Annotated in this window: 11 protein-coding genes; 8 read left to right on the top strand and 3 right to left on the bottom strand. The window is 68.5% G+C overall.

Going from position 1 to position 15,609, the window contains the following annotated elements; all coding sequences use genetic code 11:
• Entirely contained in the window at nucleotides 1–2,769 is a 2,769-nt protein-coding gene (locus ACWPXE_RS19615; RefSeq protein ID WP_454019111.1) for an ATP-dependent DNA helicase, read from the bottom strand.
• 118 nt (nucleotides 2,770–2,887) lie between these two features.
• Between ACWPXE_RS19615 and mtgA the strand changes: the two genes are divergently transcribed.
• Nucleotides 2,888–3,574: a monofunctional biosynthetic peptidoglycan transglycosylase gene (gene mtgA, locus ACWPXE_RS19610; RefSeq protein ID WP_454019110.1), complete on the top strand. Its 687-nt coding sequence runs from the start codon at nucleotides 2,888–2,890 to the stop codon at nucleotides 3,572–3,574.
• A 152-nt stretch (nucleotides 3,575–3,726) separates the two neighbouring features.
• Nucleotides 3,727–4,536, top strand: coding sequence for a hypothetical protein (locus ACWPXE_RS19605; RefSeq protein ID WP_454019109.1), 810 nt, complete (start codon nucleotides 3,727–3,729; stop codon nucleotides 4,534–4,536).
• A 4-nt stretch (nucleotides 4,537–4,540) separates the two neighbouring features.
• Here ACWPXE_RS19605 and ACWPXE_RS19600 read toward each other — a convergent pair whose 3' ends face one another.
• The gene (locus ACWPXE_RS19600; protein WP_038529606.1) at nucleotides 4,541–4,864 is read right to left on the bottom strand and encodes a DMT family transporter; all 324 of its coding nucleotides are present in this window, start codon (nucleotides 4,862–4,864) and stop codon (nucleotides 4,541–4,543) included.
• 141 nt (nucleotides 4,865–5,005) lie between these two features.
• Between ACWPXE_RS19600 and ACWPXE_RS19595 the strand changes: the two genes are divergently transcribed.
• On the top strand, nucleotides 5,006–6,574 hold the full coding sequence (locus ACWPXE_RS19595) for a lysine--tRNA ligase (protein WP_454019108.1): 1,569 nt from the start codon (nucleotides 5,006–5,008) through the stop codon (nucleotides 6,572–6,574).
• A gap of 608 nt (nucleotides 6,575–7,182) precedes the next feature.
• Nucleotides 7,183–8,412, top strand: coding sequence for a DUF2336 domain-containing protein (locus ACWPXE_RS19590; RefSeq protein ID WP_454019107.1), 1,230 nt, complete (start codon nucleotides 7,183–7,185; stop codon nucleotides 8,410–8,412).
• 30 nt (nucleotides 8,413–8,442) lie between these two features.
• On the opposite strand, the gene ACWPXE_RS19585 is transcribed toward ACWPXE_RS19590, so the two are convergent.
• Entirely contained in the window at nucleotides 8,443–8,931 is a 489-nt protein-coding gene (locus tag ACWPXE_RS19585) for a hypothetical protein (protein WP_454019106.1), read from the bottom strand.
• A 273-nt stretch (nucleotides 8,932–9,204) separates the two neighbouring features.
• On the opposite strand from ACWPXE_RS19585, the gene mdh reads away from it, so the two are divergent.
• The 4 genes from mdh (at nucleotide 9,205) to ACWPXE_RS19565 (ending at nucleotide 15,571) form a co-directional block, all read left to right on the top strand.
• Nucleotides 9,205–10,173 carry a malate dehydrogenase gene (gene mdh / locus ACWPXE_RS19580; RefSeq protein WP_237902896.1) on the top strand — a complete coding sequence of 323 codons (969 nt, stop codon included), beginning with the start codon at nucleotides 9,205–9,207 and terminating at the stop codon, nucleotides 10,171–10,173.
• A 251-nt stretch (nucleotides 10,174–10,424) separates the two neighbouring features.
• Nucleotides 10,425–11,621: an ADP-forming succinate--CoA ligase subunit beta gene (sucC, locus tag ACWPXE_RS19575; protein WP_454019105.1), complete on the top strand. Its 1,197-nt coding sequence runs from the start codon at nucleotides 10,425–10,427 to the stop codon at nucleotides 11,619–11,621.
• A gap of 1 nt (nucleotide 11,622) precedes the next feature.
• Nucleotides 11,623–12,498: a succinate--CoA ligase subunit alpha gene (gene sucD / locus ACWPXE_RS19570; RefSeq protein ID WP_059398577.1), complete on the top strand. Its 876-nt coding sequence runs from the start codon at nucleotides 11,623–11,625 to the stop codon at nucleotides 12,496–12,498.
• A gap of 148 nt (nucleotides 12,499–12,646) precedes the next feature.
• The gene (locus ACWPXE_RS19565) at nucleotides 12,647–15,571 is read left to right on the top strand and encodes a 2-oxoglutarate dehydrogenase E1 component (RefSeq protein ID WP_454019104.1); all 2,925 of its coding nucleotides are present in this window, start codon (nucleotides 12,647–12,649) and stop codon (nucleotides 15,569–15,571) included.
• The last annotated feature ends 38 nt before the right edge of the window (nucleotides 15,572–15,609 follow it).

The following is a 15,609-nucleotide window of genomic DNA, read 5'->3' as shown; positions in this document are numbered from 1 at the left end:
CTACCAGCCCCGCAGGAACCCCGCCGTCGCCTCCACCGCCTCCTTGATGCCGACGCGGCGGACCTCCACCCCCTCTGGGAAGGCGCCGAACAGGCGGCTCGGCATCATCGGGTCGAGCAGCACGAACACCCCGGTGTCGTCGGCCCGCCGCACCAGCCGGCCGAAGGCCTGCTTCAGCCGCAACCGCGCGATCATGTCCTCGTAGCGCCGCCGCCCGAAGGCGTCGCGGCGGGCGCGGTGCAGGATGTCGGGGCGCGGCCAGGGCACGCGGTCGAACACGATCAGCCGCAACGAGCGGCCCGGCACGTCCACCCCATCGCGCACCGCGTCGGTGCCGAGCAGGCAGGCGTGCTCCTCCCCCCGGAAGATGTCGATCAGGGTCGCCACGTCCAGCGGGTCGACATGCTGGGCGTAGAGCGGGACGCCGGTAGCGTCCAGCGGCTCCACGATGCGGTCGTAGACGGCGCGCAGCCGGCTGATCGCGGTGAACAACCCCAAGCCCCCGCCCCCCGCCGCCTGGAACAGCGTGCGGTAGGCCGACGCCACCTGCCCCAGATCGTCCTTGCGCACGTCGGTGACCACCATCACCCGCGTGCGGTTGGGGTAGTCGAAGGGCGACGGCACCTGGGCGCGCAGCGCCGGCTTCGGCAGATGGCTGGCGCCGCAGCGGTCCTCCGCCGCCTGCCAGTCCATGGCGACATCGCCGGTGCCGTCGGTCAGGGTGGCCGAGGTGACCACCATGCCGTGCGCCGGCCCGGCCAGCGCCTCGGCGAAGGGAACGGTAGGGTCGATCCAGTGGCGGTAGAGCCCGACATCGACGTCGCGCCCGTCGATCCGCTCCACCGCGAACCAGTCGACGAACTGCGCCGGGGTCTCCACCGGCAGCGTCTTCAGCATGGCCCGCCACGCCTCGACCGTCAGCACGCCGCGCCGGGTCAGGCTGCGCGCCATGGCGTCGATGCGCCGCCGCTGGTCGCTGTCCAGCTCCGCCGTCTCGTCTTCCAGCCTTGCGGCCAGCCGCTTGGCCAGCCCGGCCAGCGGTTCCGACAGCCGGACGAGCGCCGCTTCCAGCGCCTCGGCGGCGTCGAGCAGCCCGTCCACCGGATAGGCCTTGTCGGCCTCCAGGCTGTAGGGGCCGCCCTGCCCCGCCGTGCGGGAATAGACCTGACGCCGCGCGGCGAGCAGGAAGGCTTCGGTCGGCCCCTGCAGGTTGTCGGCGGACAGCCGCGCCGCCCAGCCCTCCGCCGGCAGGACGCGGGCGCCCAGCATCACCGCGTCCATCAACTCCTGCGCCCGCTCGTCGCTGGCGACCAGATCCTCGATGCGGCGCTTCAGCCCGCGGGCGCGGCTGCGCCCCGTCTCCTCCGCCCCCAGCAGCCAGCGCCGCAGCTCCTGGGTCTCGCGCCCGGTCAGATGCCCGGCGAAGGCGCTGTCCGCCGCGTCGAAGACATGGTGCCCCTCGTCGAAGACATAGCGGGTGGGCAGCGTCGGCTCCTCACCGCCGCCGAGCGCGGCCTGCACCATGACCAGCGCGTGGTTGGCGATCACCACGTCGGCCTTGCGGGCGCGGCGCACGCTTTTCTCGATGTAGCAGCGGGCGTAATGGTCGCAGGCGGAGTAGATGCACTCGCCCCGCCGGTCGGCGAGGCCCAGCGTCCGCCCGCGCCCGGCGATGTCGACCAGCCAGCCGGGGAAGTCGCCGCCGGTCAGGTCGCCGTCGCGCGTCGCCGCCGCCCAGCGCGCCATCAGCCCCACCCCAATGGCGTGGTGGGGCTGCATCGGCATGCCGCGGACGGCCTCCTCCAGGTTCAGCAGGCACAGGTAGTTTTCCCGGCCTTTGCGCAGCACGACCTTGCGCGCCTTGGTCGCCGGCTCGGGGTAGAGACGGTCCAGCTCCGCGTCGATCTGGTGCTGGAGGTTGCGGGTGTAGGTGGAGATCCACACCGTGCCGCCGTTCTTCTCCGCCCACACCGTGGCCGGCGCCAGATAGCCCAGCGTCTTGCCGACGCCCGTTCCGGCCTCCGCCAGAACGACGTTCGGCGTGTCGGGCGCGGGGCGCGGGGCGAAGGCGGCGGACACCGCGCTGGCATAGTCGGCCTGCTGCGGGCGCGGCTCGGCCACCTTGCCGGGCACGCTGGCCGACAGCATCACCGACAGCCGGCGGCGCGCCTCGTCCGGCTCCACCGGGTGATGGGCGGGCGGCGGCTCGGGCGGGCCGTCCTGCCATTCCTTGATGCGGGTCCAGACGCGCAGGCCGGCACGTGCGGCGCCCTTCTCCGGCCCGTCCGGCTTGCCCAGCGCGGCCAGAACGGCGGGCGCCCACAGCCAGCCGGCGCGCCCCATCTCCCAGGCGAAGGCCACGGGGTCAGACGCCTCCTCGCGCCCCGGCGTGCCGAGCAACCCCAGCAGCTTGCGCACCGCCCGGTGCAGGGCCAGCGCGTCGTCCTCCAGCCCGTCGGGGATCGGCAGGTCCAGCGCCTCGGCCAACCCGCGCGGGGTCGGCACGCAGAAGCGGGCGGGCAGGACGAAGGCGAACAGCTCCAGCAGGTCGAAGGCGGCGAAGGGCTCCGTCCCCAGCCGCCGCGCCATCGCCCGCGCGTGGCAGACCAGCGGCGGCTGGCGGCGCGCCCGCTTCGCCGCGGCGGCGGGCGGCAATTCCTCCACCTCCCCGTCGCCGGTCAGCAGAACCACGCGCCGCGCGCCGGCGACCAAGGCCGGCGCGTCATCGAGGCTGAAGGACGGGAGGGAGGGCGCCGAGGTCAGATCCATGGCGCGCAGTATAAAGGTCCCCGCCGCCGCAATGCGAGCAAACCCGTGTTGACCGATCGGCCCGCCCCCTCGAAAGTGCTCCCCCGCCCTTGAGCGTCGCAGAGGAGAGGTCGAGCGCATGCGGTTTCCGGTCCGGCGTCTGCTGAGACTCCTGATGGCCCTGGCCGTCGCCCTGGTGGCCTTCAGCGTCGGCTGGGCGGCGCTCTACCGCGTGGTGCCGGTGCCGGCCACGCCCCTGATGCTGATCCGCGCCGCCGGAGGGTCCGGGCTGGCGCACGACTGGGTGCCCATGTCGCAAATTTCTCCCCACCTCGCCCGCGCCGTCATCGCGTCGGAGGACACGTTGTTCTGCGGCCACGGCGGCTTCGACTGGGCGGCCATCGAAGGCGCCTTCGAGGACAACGAGGAGGGCCGGCGCCTGCGCGGCGGCAGCACGATCAGCCAGCAGACCGCCAAGAACGCTTTTCTCTGGCCGGACCGCAGCTGGACCCGCAAGGGCATTGAGGCGTGGTTCACCCTGCTGATCGAGACGCTGTGGCCGAAGAGCCGCATCCTGGAGGTCTATCTGAACAGCGTGGAGTGGGACGACGGCGTCTACGGCGCCGAAGCCGCCGCCCGCCACCATTTCAAGAAGCCGGCCTCGGCCCTGACCCGCCGCGAGGCCGCCCTGCTGGCCGTCGTCCTGCCCAACCCCCGCAACTGGTCCCCGAACCCGCCCGGCGCCTATGTGGCGCGGCGGGCCGGCGTCATCGAGCGGCGCATGGCCGTGGTGGAACGGGACGGGCTGGCCGACTGCGCACGCTAGGCTTTGCCGGCAGTTTTTCAACCTGAGAACTTGATTGTCGACCGTCAATACAGCCTGTGGTAATCTGATCTGAATGCCATAGGCGACGGAGTGTTTCGGCTTACCGACATTCTTCGATTGTTGGCAAACCTCGGCAACGGGAGAGCCGTCAGATGAACGTCACGGAGCCATCGGTGGGTGCGGCCCGGCAGCCGGCCCCCCTGTCCGCCACGACATCGTCCGCTCCCAAGCACGCAGCGGAAGCGAAAGAAGCAACCGGCGGCCCCTCCAACGGCACGCGCGACGCGGCTGCGGTCGTCACGCTGTCAGAGTCGGCCCAGGCGTCCCTGGCGTCCCAGACCTCGATCCAGGCCGCGGGCAAGAAGGATTTCGCGACCGTCGCCAAGGAGGCACGGGCGGCCATCGACGCCAAATACGCGGAGTTGGCCGCGAACGGCAAGCCGATGGACTACATGCACGCCACCCAGGAAAGTTGGGACACCGTCTATGGCGGGCTCGACCGCCGCTCCCTCTTCGCCATCGCCAGCAACAGCGACGGCAGCTTTTCCAAGGACGAGCAGGACACCGCCCAATCGATCATGTCTCAGCAGCAGGGGCAGGCCATGATGGCCGCGGACCCGACGGGCAACGATCACGCCGCCCGCTTCCGGGCCGGCGTCGCCTTCTTGGAGGGCGTCAGCGACGAGGAGAAGGGCTCGGCCAACTGGGCGGTCCAACGCGCCGCCACCCAGTTCGGCTATGAGCAGTCGATGCGGAGCAGCGGCCGCGAGCCGGACGATCTCGACAGCGAGAGCCCGCTGGTCGCCATGATCAAGGGCGCGATGGATCGCCTCAAGGACACGTCGCCCGAGTCCGTCGCCACCGGCGGCTATGTCAAGGATCTGAAGGACATGCCCCTGTTCCGCGACGGCGTGCCGACGGTTGCGGCCGGCCCTGGTCCGTCGCTCGACATCCGGGCATGAGGGCCTACGCCCCGCCCCCCGACATCCGAAGACTGACCACCCCCGCGACGATCAGCAGGATCCCCGCCAGCTTCAGGAAGTTCAGCGACTCGCCGAACACCCAAATCCCGATCGCCGCGATGGCCGCGGTGCCGACCGCCGACCAGATGGCGTAGGCCACGCCGACCTCGATCTCGCGCAGCGCCTGGGCCAGCATCGCGAAGGCCACCAGATAACAGGCCACCACCGCCAGGCTGGGCCACAGGCGGGTCATGCCGTCGGACATCTTCATGGCGACGGTGCCCACGATCTCGAAGGCGATGGCGACGGACAGAAACAACCAGCTCATGCGGGTCCTCGGCGGGTGATCCACATCCAGACATGCGCCCGAACCGTGAAACGGACAAGCGGCGCCCGTTGACGGACGGCGCGCTGCGCCCTAGGGTCGCTGCCTTTCTACATATCCGTCGAGTTTTGAAGGGGCTCTACCATGACCGGCGAGCGGGAATTGGCGTTGCAGGCGAAGGCGTGGCCGTTCGAGGAGGCGCGCAAACTGGTCGCGCGCTTCGCGAAAGAGCCGCCGGCCAAAGGCTACGTCCTGTTCGAGACCGGCTACGGTCCGTCGGGCTTGCCGCACATCGGCACCTTCGGCGAGGTGGCGCGCACCACCATGGTCCGTCAGGCCTTCCAGCGGATGAGTGACATCCCGACCAAGCTCTTCTGCTTCTCCGACGACATGGACGGGCTGCGCAAGGTCCCGGACAACATCCCGAACAAGGAGCTGGTGGCCGCCAGCCTCGGCAAGCCGCTGACCCAGGTCCCCGACCCGTTCGGCACGCACGACAGCTTCGGCGCGCACAACAACGCGCGGTTGCGCGCCTTCCTCGACAGCTTCGGCTTCGAGTACGAGTTCCAGTCCTCCACGGACTGGTACAAGTCCGGCCGCTTCGACGAGGCGCTGCTCGGCGTGCTGCGGCGCTATGACGAGATCATGGCCGTCATGCTGCCGACGCTGGGCGAGGAGCGCCAGCAGACCTACAGCCCGTTCCTGCCCGTCTCCCCCTCCACCGGGCGCGTGCTGCAGGTCCCGGTGCTGGAGCGCGACGTGGACGCCGGCACCATCGTCTTCCAGGACGAGGACGGGAAGAAGGTCGAGGTGCCGGTCACCGGCGGCCATGTGAAGCTCCAGTGGAAGCCCGACTGGGGCATGCGCTGGTACGCGCTGGGCGTTGATTACGAGATGTACGGCAAGGATCTGATCCCGTCGGCCGAGCTGGCCGGAAAGATCGTCAACATCCTCGGCGGCACCCCGCCGCAGGGCTTCAATTACGAACTGTTCCTCGACGACAAGGGACAGAAGATCTCCAAGTCCAAGGGCAACGGCCTGACCATGGAGGAGTGGCTGGCCTACGCCCCGCCGGAGAGCCTCGCCCTCTACATGTTCCAGAAGCCGAAGTCGGCCAAGCGCCTGTATTTCGACGTGATCCCGCGGGCGGTGGACGAGTATCTGGCCTTCGTCGCCAAGCTGCCGGTGGAGGAGCCGGCCAAGGCGCTGGAGAACCCGGCCTGGCACATCCACAACGGCACGGCGCCGGCGGTGCGGTCGGACGTGTCCTTCAACTTGCTGCTGAACCTTGCCGGGGCGGCGAACGCCGAGACCAAGGACGTGATGTGGGGCTTCATCAGCCGCTACGCGCCCGAGGCGACGCCGGAGAACAGCCCCTTCCTGGACAAGCTGGTCGGCTACGCCGTCCGCTACTACCAGGATCAGGTGAAGCCGACGAAACGCTTCCGCGCCCCCACCGACGCCGAGCGCGCCGCGCTGGAGGAGCTGCTGAAGCGTCTGGACACCATCCCCGCCGACGCGGCGGGCGACGTCATCCAGAACGAGGTCTTCGCCGTGGGCAAGGAGCATGGCTTCACCGAGCTGCGCGCCTGGTTCCAGGCGCTCTACGAGGTGCTGCTCGGCCAGACCACCGGCCCGCGCATGGGCTCCTTCATCCAGCTCTACGGCCTGGACGAGACCAAGGCGCTGATCCGCGAGAAGCTGGCTGCCTGAGCACCGTCCATCGGCCTTCTCCCCTCCCCCGTGCCGCGGCCCGCCGCGGGGGAGGGTTTTCCCAGCGGACCGGCAAGCCTCACGAACAATCCGCCCGGCATGCACACCGCCTTCAAGGAAGGTGGCGCCCAAGGGCATGCCCGGATGGATGTCTCTCAGCATTCGACGAGACTTCACCCGCCATAGTTCTGGTCACAAACAATACTCCCAATCCGATCGTTTGCGTTTCCATCATCCGCCTGTTCGGCTCGAATGTGTGCAAACGGTCGAAATCCTGCCCACCCGCTGGGCAAACAACATTTTATTCCCGCATCGCCATGCGCACACCGCACCGCACCAATACCAACTTGGTATTACCATCCGCTAAGGTCAAAGCCTATGATCCGCCCCGTTACTGCTTTTGCAGTGCGTTTCCTCCCTAAACTCTTCAAGGCCGCGCCCCATCGGGGTTGCGGCCCTTTTTCTTTTCAACCTCCGCTTTTCGACGCTTTGACAGCATCAACCGATGGCAGGATTGGCGGCGCAGGGTATGGTTGCGCACAGCGGACGCCGGTGACAAGTTCGGCCCCATTAGCGGCCCGTTAACCGGCGCGTCGTTGGATATTCAGATGCAGCCACGTCAGGCCCCCCACCCCGATCAAGAGGACGACCGTCCCGGCGCGGCCCGCTCGGTGCCGCGGGAAGACTCCTCCGCGGACGACGGGGTGGACCCGGACCTACTCGGCTATCTGTTCGACGATTCTCCCCCCGCTCCTCCTGCGCCGGAACCGGTCCGCCGCCGCGTCGGCACGGCGCTGGTCGAATCGCGGCGGGCCGGGATGGGCGATGCCGGAGTCCGCGCGCATCTGGCGCGCAAGCTGTGCCGGCTGCTGCCCGACCTGCCCCCAGACCGCCAGGACAAGGCCACCGCCACCGCCCTGCGCACTCTGGAGCGGCTGGCCCGCGATCACGCGGCCCATGTGCGGACGGCGCTGGCTGGGGCCCTGAAGGACGTCGCCTGCGCCCCGCCCGCCGTGGCGCGCACGCTGGCCCGCGACGTCGAGCGTTCGGTGGCGGAGCCGATCCTTCATTGCTGCGCCACCCTGACCGACGACGACCTGCTGGAGATCATCGCCAGCCACCCTGCGGGCTGGGCGCTGTCGGCCATCGCGCGGCGGCCGGCGGTCAGCGCGCCGCTGTCCTGCGCCATCGTCGACACGGGCGATGCGGAGGCCACGGGCGTCCTGCTGGACAACGACGGCGCGGTCATCCCCGAAGACCGGCTGGAGGATCTGGTGGAGCGGTCGGGCGGCCATCCGGACTGGCAGGCCAAGCTGGCCAGCCGCCCCGCCCTGTCGCAACGGCTGGCCCTGCGGCTGGCGGAGTTCGTCGACGACTCGGTGGCCGACCTGCTGCGCCGCCGCACCGATCTGGACGCGGTCACCGCGGCGGAGGTCGCCGCCGTGACCCGCCGCCGCGTCGCCTGGGTCGAAGGGCGCGATCCCGCCGAGTCGCCGGGGCGCCGCGCCGTCCGCCTGCACCGGCAGGGCGCCTTGGACGAGACGGCGCTCGGCGACGCCCTGTCCTGGGAGGAAACGGACTTCGTCCGCGCCGCCCTGGCCCTGCGCGCCGCCGTCCATCCGGGAATCGTGGACGACATCCTGCGCTCCGGCGATGCCCGCGCTGTCACCGCCCTGGTCTGGCGCGCGGGCTACTCGATGCGCTGCGCCATGCGGGTGCAGGTCCGTGCCGCCGGCATTCCGCCGCGCGCCGTGCTGAACGCCCGCCAGGGCACCGACTACCCGCTGCCCGCGGCGGACATGACCCGCCACCTCGCGCTCTACGGCGTCCGTTCCTGACGCCGTGGAGCGCTGTCCCCGTTATTTCCCTTACTGGATCTCCAGCGGCCGGCGCGCCGGGGCACGCCGCGTGTCGGGGGCCAGCGTCGGATCGTTCTGATACAGCGGGCGCGACGGATCGGTGTCGATCAGTTGCGGTGGGGTGACGATCTCCTCGCCCGACCCGGAATCGAACTGGATCACCGCCATCCGGCGCACATCCTCGCACAGGGCGCGCTTGCGCAGGGTCGCCGGGTCGCTCGGCCCGTCGAAGGCCACCAAGGGCACCACGATGCCGCTGCGCTCCCCCGGCGGGACGGAGGTGTACACATAGTTCGACACGGGCCGGCAATACAGGATGTCGGTGGCCGACGGGGTATTCACTGGAGCGCCGGCCGCCGCCTCGCCCGGCAGCGCACCGGCCAATGGAGCCTTGGCCAGTGCGGTCTCATAATCTGCGACGGTTTGTCCCAAGGCCGCACCGCCGCTCCCCAGGGCCAGCGTCACAGTCAGGCAAAATGCCGGTGCAAAGCGAATCATGGTTCTTCCCCCCAATCCCGAACAGCCTTGAAAACCTATCCAAAGAATAGTGCGCCGCACCCGCAACGCCAAATTCCTGTTTGCCGTTCCGGCCATTCGCCGTAATCGATTGCACAGTTCCGTGCCTCGTGCTTGCGGTCACGCTTGCCCTCGGGCCGGAATCGCGCTAGGAACCGCCCTCGAAATCTCAGGGCGCTGGATCCCTAGGACGCTAAACTCAATCGGTTCTGTCCTCCGCTGAATGGGGGACGCTCACGCTTAGGGAAACGCTCCATGGCTCGCAAGAAGATTGCGCTCGTCGGCGCCGGCCAGATTGGCGGCACGCTGGCTTTGCTCGCTGCCCAGAAGGAACTCGGCGACGTCGTCCTGTTCGACATCGCCGAAGGCATGCCGGAGGGCAAGGCTCTCGACCTGGCTGAGACCTCGCCGGTCGAAGGCTTCAACGCCAAGCTCAGCGGCGGCAACGACTACTCGGTCATCGAAGGCGCCGACGTCGTGATCGTCACCGCCGGCGTGCCGCGCAAGCCGGGCATGAGCCGCGACGACCTGATCGGCATCAACACCGGCGTCTGCCAGACCGTCGGCGAGAACATCAAGAAGTACGCCCCGAACGCCTTCGTCATCGTCATCACGAACCCGCTGGACGTGATGGTTTGGGTGCTCCAGCAGGCCTCCGGCCTCCCGCCGGAGCGCGTCGTCGGCATGGCCGGCGTGCTCGACTCGGCCCGCTTCCGCTATTTCCTGGCCGACGAGTTCAAGGTGTCGGTCGAGGACGTCACCGCCTTCGTGCTGGGCGGCCACGGCGACACCATGGTCCCGCTCGTCCGCTACTCGACCGTCGCCGGCATCCCGCTGCCGGATCTGGTCAAGATGGGCTGGACCACGCAGGAGAAGCTGGACGCCATCGTGCAGCGCACCCGCGACGGCGGTGCGGAAATCGTCAAGCTCCTGAAGACCGGCTCGGCCTTCTACGCCCCGGCCGCGTCCGCCATCCAGATGGCCGAGTCCTACCTGAAGGACCAGAAGCGCGTCGTTCCGGTCGCCGCCTACCTGACCGGCCAGTACGGCCAGAACGACCTCTACGTCGGCGTCCCGACGATCATCGGCGCTGGTGGCGTCGAGAAGATCATCGAGATCGAACTCTCCGCGGAAGAGAAGAAGATGTTCGATCACTCGGTCGACGCTGTGAAGCAGCTCGTCGAGGTGGTCAAGAAGCAGCAGGCTGAGAAGGCCGCCTCTTAAGGCGGCCTGTTTTTTGCCTGCGCGACGGCCTGCGGCCTTGTCGCCCCGGCGCGGACGGTTGAACCGTCCGCGCCGGGTGGTACAGTGACCGCGGACGTTCGCGCCAGCCGGCGTAAGGCTTCCTGAAGGACTCAGCTCCCACGAAGACTTGCGCCCTGGCGCGCCCGCCAGCAGGAAACGCCTGCCCGATCTTCGCCCATCGTCAGCCGACCACACTCTGTCAGCCGACCATAAAAACAGATGGACGCCCGATGAACATCCATGAGTATCAGGCCAAAGGCCTGCTGAAGAAGTACGGCGTCGCGGTGCCCCGCGGCGGCGTCGCCTACACCCCGCAGGAAGCCGAGACCGTCGCCCGCGAGCTGGGCGGCCCGGTGTGGGTCGTGAAGTCGCAGATCCACGCGGGCGGCCGCGGCGCCGGCCGCTTCAAGGACAACCCCGAGGGCAAGGGCGGCGTCCGCGTCGTCAAGTCCATCGAGGAGGTCGGCAAGAACGCCGCCGAGATGCTGAACCACGTGCTGGTCACCAAGCAGACCGGTGCGGACGGCCGCGAGGTCAAGCGCCTCTACGTCGAGGAAGGCGCCGACATCAAGCGCGAGCTGTATCTCGGCATGCTGACCGACCGCGCCACCGGCCGCGTCACCATCATGGCGTCCACCGAAGGCGGCATGGAGATCGAGGAGGTCGCCCACAACACGCCGGAGAAGATCGTCAAGGTCGCCATCGACCCGGCCACCGGCATCCAGGGCTACCACACCCGCAAGGTCGCCTTCGCGCTGGGCCTCGAGGGCAAGCAGGTCTCCGCCGCCGCCAAGTTCATCGTCGCCGCCTACCAGGCCTTCGTCGACCTGGACTGCGCGATCGTCGAGATCAACCCGCTGATCGTTACCGGCTCGGGTGAGATCCTGGCGCTCGACGCCAAGATGAGCTTCGACGACAACGCCCTGTTCCGTCACAAGGACGTCGAGGAGCTGCGCGACGAGGCCGAGGAAGACCCGGCCGAGATCGAGGCGGCCAAGCACAGCCTCAACTACGTCAAGCTGGATGGCAACATCGGCTGCATGGTCAACGGCGCCGGCCTGGCGATGGCGACCATGGACATCATCAAGCTGTACGGCGGCGAGCCGGCCAACTTCCTCGATGTCGGCGGCGGCGCCACCAAGGAGCGCGTCACCGCGGCCTTCAAGCTGATCCTCTCCGACCCGAACGTCGAAGGCATCCTGGTCAACATCTTCGGCGGCATCATGCGCTGCGACGTCATCGCCGAAGGCGTGGTCGCGGCGGCCCGCGAGGTGCACCTGCACGTTCCGCTGGTCGTCCGTCTGGAAGGCACGAACGTCGAGCTGGGCAAGAAGATCCTTGCTGAGTCCGGTCTGCCGATCCTGTCGGCCGACAACCTCGCCGACGCCGCCGAGAAGGTGGTCAAGGCCGTGAAGGAGGCCGCGTAAGATGGCTGTTCTCGTCGATAAGAACACGAAGGTGATCTGCCAGGGCTTCACCGGAGCCCAGGGCACCTTCCATTCCGAGCAGGCGATCGCCTACGGCACCAAGATGGTCGGCGGCGTCACCCCGGGCAAGGGCGGCACCAAGCACCTCGACCTGCCGGTCTTCGACACGGTGGCCGACGCGGTCGAGAAGACCGGCGCCAACGCCAGCGTCATCTACGTGCCGCCGCCGTTTGCCGCCGACGCCATCCTGGAGGCGATCGACGCCGAGATCCCGCTGGTGGTGTGCATCACCGAGGGCATCCCGGTGCTCGACATGGTGCGCGTCAAGCGCGCCCTGAGCAACTCCAAGACCCGTCTGATCGGGCCGAACTGCCCGGGCATCATCACGCCCGACGAGTGCAAGATCGGCATCATGCCCGGCCACATCCACAAGCGCGGCAAGATCGGCATCGTCTCGCGCTCGGGCACGCTGACCTACGAGGCGGTGGCGCAGACCACCGCGGCGGGCCTGGGCCAGACGACCTGCATCGGCATCGGCGGCGACCCGGTGAACGGAACGAACTTCGTGGACAGCCTGGAGCTGTTCCTGAAGGACCCGGAGACCGAGGGCATCATCATGATCGGCGAGATCGGCGGCGACGCCGAGGTCAAGGGCGCGGAGTTCATCCGCGACTCCGGGACCAAGAAGCCGGTCGTCGGCTTCATCGCCGGGCGCACCGCGCCTCCGGGCCGCCGCATGGGCCACGCCGGCGCGGTGATCTCCGGCGGCAACGACACCGCGGACTTCAAGATCGAGTTCATGAAGTCCGTCGGCATCGCCGTCGCCGACAGCCCCGCCAGCCTGGGTTCCACCATGCTGAAGGTCTTCAAGGGCTGATAAAGCGGTAGGCGGGACCCCATATTCCCGCCGACTGCCGAAGGACCGGCGGCCCCCTGTCTCCTCCCGGAGATCCGGGGGCCGCTCGGTCCCAGCGACAAGCAAAAAAACTCTCTGAGGGAACCGGGCAAACGCCCGAGGCAAACATATGTCCGCTAATCTGGAGAAGACCTCGTTCCTGTTCGGCTCGAACGCCGAATATGTCGCGGAGTTGTACGCGCGCTTCCTGAAGGACCCCTCCTCGGTGGATTCGAGCTGGAACGGCTTCTTCAGGGAGCTGGACGACGACTCCCGCGCCGTCCTGAACGAGCTGAACGGCCCGTCCTGGAGTCTTGAGGAGGGCACGCTCGCCAACGGCGCGCTCGACCCCGTCGCCGCCTCGCTGGAAAGCATCGGCGCCCCGGCCGCGACCAACGGCAACGCCGGCCTCGTCGCCCATGCCCAGCAGGTCTATGGCGGCATCAGCCACCAGCAGCTGCGCGCCGCGACGCTCGACAGCATCCGCGCGCTGATGCTCATCCGCGTCTACCGCGTGCGCGGCCACATGAACGCGCATTTCGACCCGCTGGGTCTCGAGAAGCGCGAGCCGCACCCGGAACTGGACCCGGCGACCTACGGCTTCGGTCCGGGCGACATGGACCGCCCGATCTTCCTGAACTACTCGCTGGGCCTGGAGACGGCGTCGCTGCGCCAGATCCTGGAGATCCTGCAGAAGACCTACTGCGGGAACATCGGCGTCGAGTTCATGCACATCCAGGATCCGGAAGAGAAGGCCTGGATTCAGGAGCGCATCGAGGGCGGGCGCAACCACACCGAATTCACGGTGAACGGCAAGCGCGCCATCTACGAGCGCCTGATCGCCGCCGAGGGCTTCGAGAAGTTCCTCCAGCTCAAGTACACCGGCACCAAGCGCTTCGGCCTTGAGGGCGGCGAGTCGATGATCCCCGCGCTGGAGCAGATCCTGAAGCGCGGCGGCCAGCTCGGCCTCAAGGAGGTCGTCGTCGGCATGGCCCACCGCGGCCGGCTGAACATGCTGACCAACTTCATGGGCAAGCCCTTCGCCGCGGTCTTCTCGGAGTTCCAGGGCAACCCGTCCAGCCCGCAGGACGTGCAGGGCTCGGGCGACGTGAAGTACCATCTCGGCACCTCGTCGGACCGCGACTTCAACGGCAACATCGTCCACCTGTCGCTGACCGCCAACCCGTCCCACCTGGAATGGGTGAACCCGGTCGTGCTGGGCAAGGTGCGCGCCAAGCAGGCGCAGCGCAACGACCTGGAGCGCGAGCAGGTCATGGGCGTGCTGATCCACGGCGACGCCGCCTTCGCCGGCCAGGGCATCGTGGCCGAGACGCTGGGCCTGTCGGAGCTGCGCGGCTACCGCACCGGCGGCACCGTGCATTTCATCATCAACAACCAGATCGGCTTCACCACGAACCCGACCTATTCGCGGTCCGGCGTCTACTGCTCGGACATGGCGAAGATGGTCCAGGCGCCGATCTTCCACGTCAACGGCGACGACCCCGAGTCCGTCGTCCACATCAGCCGCATCGCCGCCGAATTCCGCCAGAAGTTCAAGCGGGACGTGGTGATCGACATGGTCTGCTACCGCCGCCACGGCCACAACGAGGGCGACGAGCCGGGCTTCACCCAGCCGCTGATGTACAAGAAGATCCGCGCCCACGGGACCACGCGGGAGCTGTACGGCAAGCAGCTCGTCGAGGAGAACGTCCTCACCCAGGCCGAGTCCGATCAGATGATCCAGGACTTCATGAAGAAGCTGGAGGGTGAGTTCGAGGCCGCCAACTCCTTCAAGCCGAACAAGGCCGACTGGCTGGAAGGCAAGTGGTCGGGCCTGGAGGCCGCGAAGACCGACGACGAGCGCAAGGGCAACACCGGCGTGGCGATCGACGTGCTGCGCGAGGTCGGCAACAAGCTCTGCGAGTACCCGAAGGACTTCGCGATCAACTCGAAGATCGCCCGCCAGCTCGAGGCCAAGAAGAAGTCGCTGGAGACCGGCGAGGGCATCGACTGGGCGACCGCGGAAGCGCTCGCCTACGGCACGCTGCTGGTCGAGGGCAACGGCGTCCGCCTGTCGGGCCAGGATTCCGGCCGCGGCACCTTCTCGCACCGCCATGCGGTGATGTACGACCAGAACACCGAGAACAAGTACATCCCGCTGAACCACCTGCGTCCCGACCAGGGCCCGTTCGAGGTGCATGACAGCCCGTTGTCCGAGGCCGCCGTGGTCGGCTTCGAATACGGCTACTCGCTGGCCGAGCCGCACAGCCTGACCCTGTGGGAAGCGCAGTTCGGCGACTTCGCCAACACCGCCCAGACCATCATCGACCAGTTCCTCTCGTCGGGCGAGTCGAAGTGGCTGCGCATGTCCGGCCTCGTGCTTCTGCTGCCGCACGGCTACGAGGGCCAGGGTCCGGAGCACTCCTCGGCCCGTCCGGAGCGCTTCCTGCAGATGTCCGCCGAGGACAACTGGCAGATCTGCAACCTGACGACCCCGGCGAACCTGTTCCACGCCTTCCGCCGCCAGATGCGCCGGCCCTTCCGCAAGCCGCTGGTGCTGTTCACGCCGAAGTCGCTGCTGCGCCACAAGCTGTGCGTCTCCAGCCTGTCGGAGCTGGCCGAGGGCACGAACTTCCGCCGCGTGCTGGGCGAGACGGCCACCGACCTGCTGCCGAACGAGCAGATCCGCCGCATCGTGGTCTGCACCGGCAAGGTCTATTACGACCTGCTGCAGGAGCGCACCGCGCGCGGCATCAAGGACGTGGCGCTCGTCCGGCTGGAGCAGCTCTACCCGTTCCCCCGCTCCGCCCTGACCGAGGAGTTCGCCCGCTATCCGAACGCCGAGGTCGTGTGGTGCCAGGAGGAGCCGGAGAACCAGGGCTACTGGGCCTTCGTCGACCGCCGTCTGGAAGGCGCCCTCACCTCGATCGAGCACAAGGCCTCGCGCCCCAGCTACGTCGGCCGTCCGGCCGCCGCGTCGCCGGCCACCGGCCTGCTCAAGCGTCACAACCAGGAGCAGGCGAAGCTTCTGGAAGACGCGCTCGTCATCCGCTGACTCGACGCCCAGGCGTAGAACAAGAAAGTACGAGAGGA

Source organism: Azospirillum sp. Marseille-Q6669, assembly GCF_965111635.1.
This window is presented reverse-complemented; position numbering and strand designations above follow the sequence as displayed.

What these genes read in the sequence shown, in the direction of transcription:
- ACWPXE_RS19595 (WP_454019108.1), top strand. Translation starts at nt 5,006, where the DNA reads ATGACCGGCGAGCGGGAATTGGCGTTGCAGGCGAAGGCGTGGCCGTTC.
- ACWPXE_RS19590 (WP_454019107.1), top strand. Translation starts at nt 7,183, where the DNA reads ATGCAGCCACGTCAGGCCCCCCACCCCGATCAAGAGGACGACCGTCCC.
- ACWPXE_RS19565 (WP_454019104.1), top strand. Translation starts at nt 12,647, where the DNA reads ATGTCCGCTAATCTGGAGAAGACCTCGTTCCTGTTCGGCTCGAACGCC.
- sucC (WP_454019105.1), top strand. Translation starts at nt 10,425, where the DNA reads ATGAACATCCATGAGTATCAGGCCAAAGGCCTGCTGAAGAAGTACGGC.
- ACWPXE_RS19585 (WP_454019106.1), bottom strand. Translation starts at nt 8,931, where the DNA reads ATGATTCGCTTTGCACCGGCATTTTGCCTGACTGTGACGCTGGCCCTG.
- sucD (WP_059398577.1), top strand. Translation starts at nt 11,623, where the DNA reads ATGGCTGTTCTCGTCGATAAGAACACGAAGGTGATCTGCCAGGGCTTC.
- ACWPXE_RS19600 (WP_038529606.1), bottom strand. Translation starts at nt 4,864, where the DNA reads ATGAGCTGGTTGTTTCTGTCCGTCGCCATCGCCTTCGAGATCGTGGGC.
- mdh (WP_237902896.1), top strand. Translation starts at nt 9,205, where the DNA reads ATGGCTCGCAAGAAGATTGCGCTCGTCGGCGCCGGCCAGATTGGCGGC.
- ACWPXE_RS19615 (WP_454019111.1), bottom strand. Translation starts at nt 2,769, where the DNA reads ATGGATCTGACCTCGGCGCCCTCCCTCCCGTCCTTCAGCCTCGATGAC.
- mtgA (WP_454019110.1), top strand. Translation starts at nt 2,888, where the DNA reads ATGCGGTTTCCGGTCCGGCGTCTGCTGAGACTCCTGATGGCCCTGGCC.
- ACWPXE_RS19605 (WP_454019109.1), top strand. Translation starts at nt 3,727, where the DNA reads ATGAACGTCACGGAGCCATCGGTGGGTGCGGCCCGGCAGCCGGCCCCC.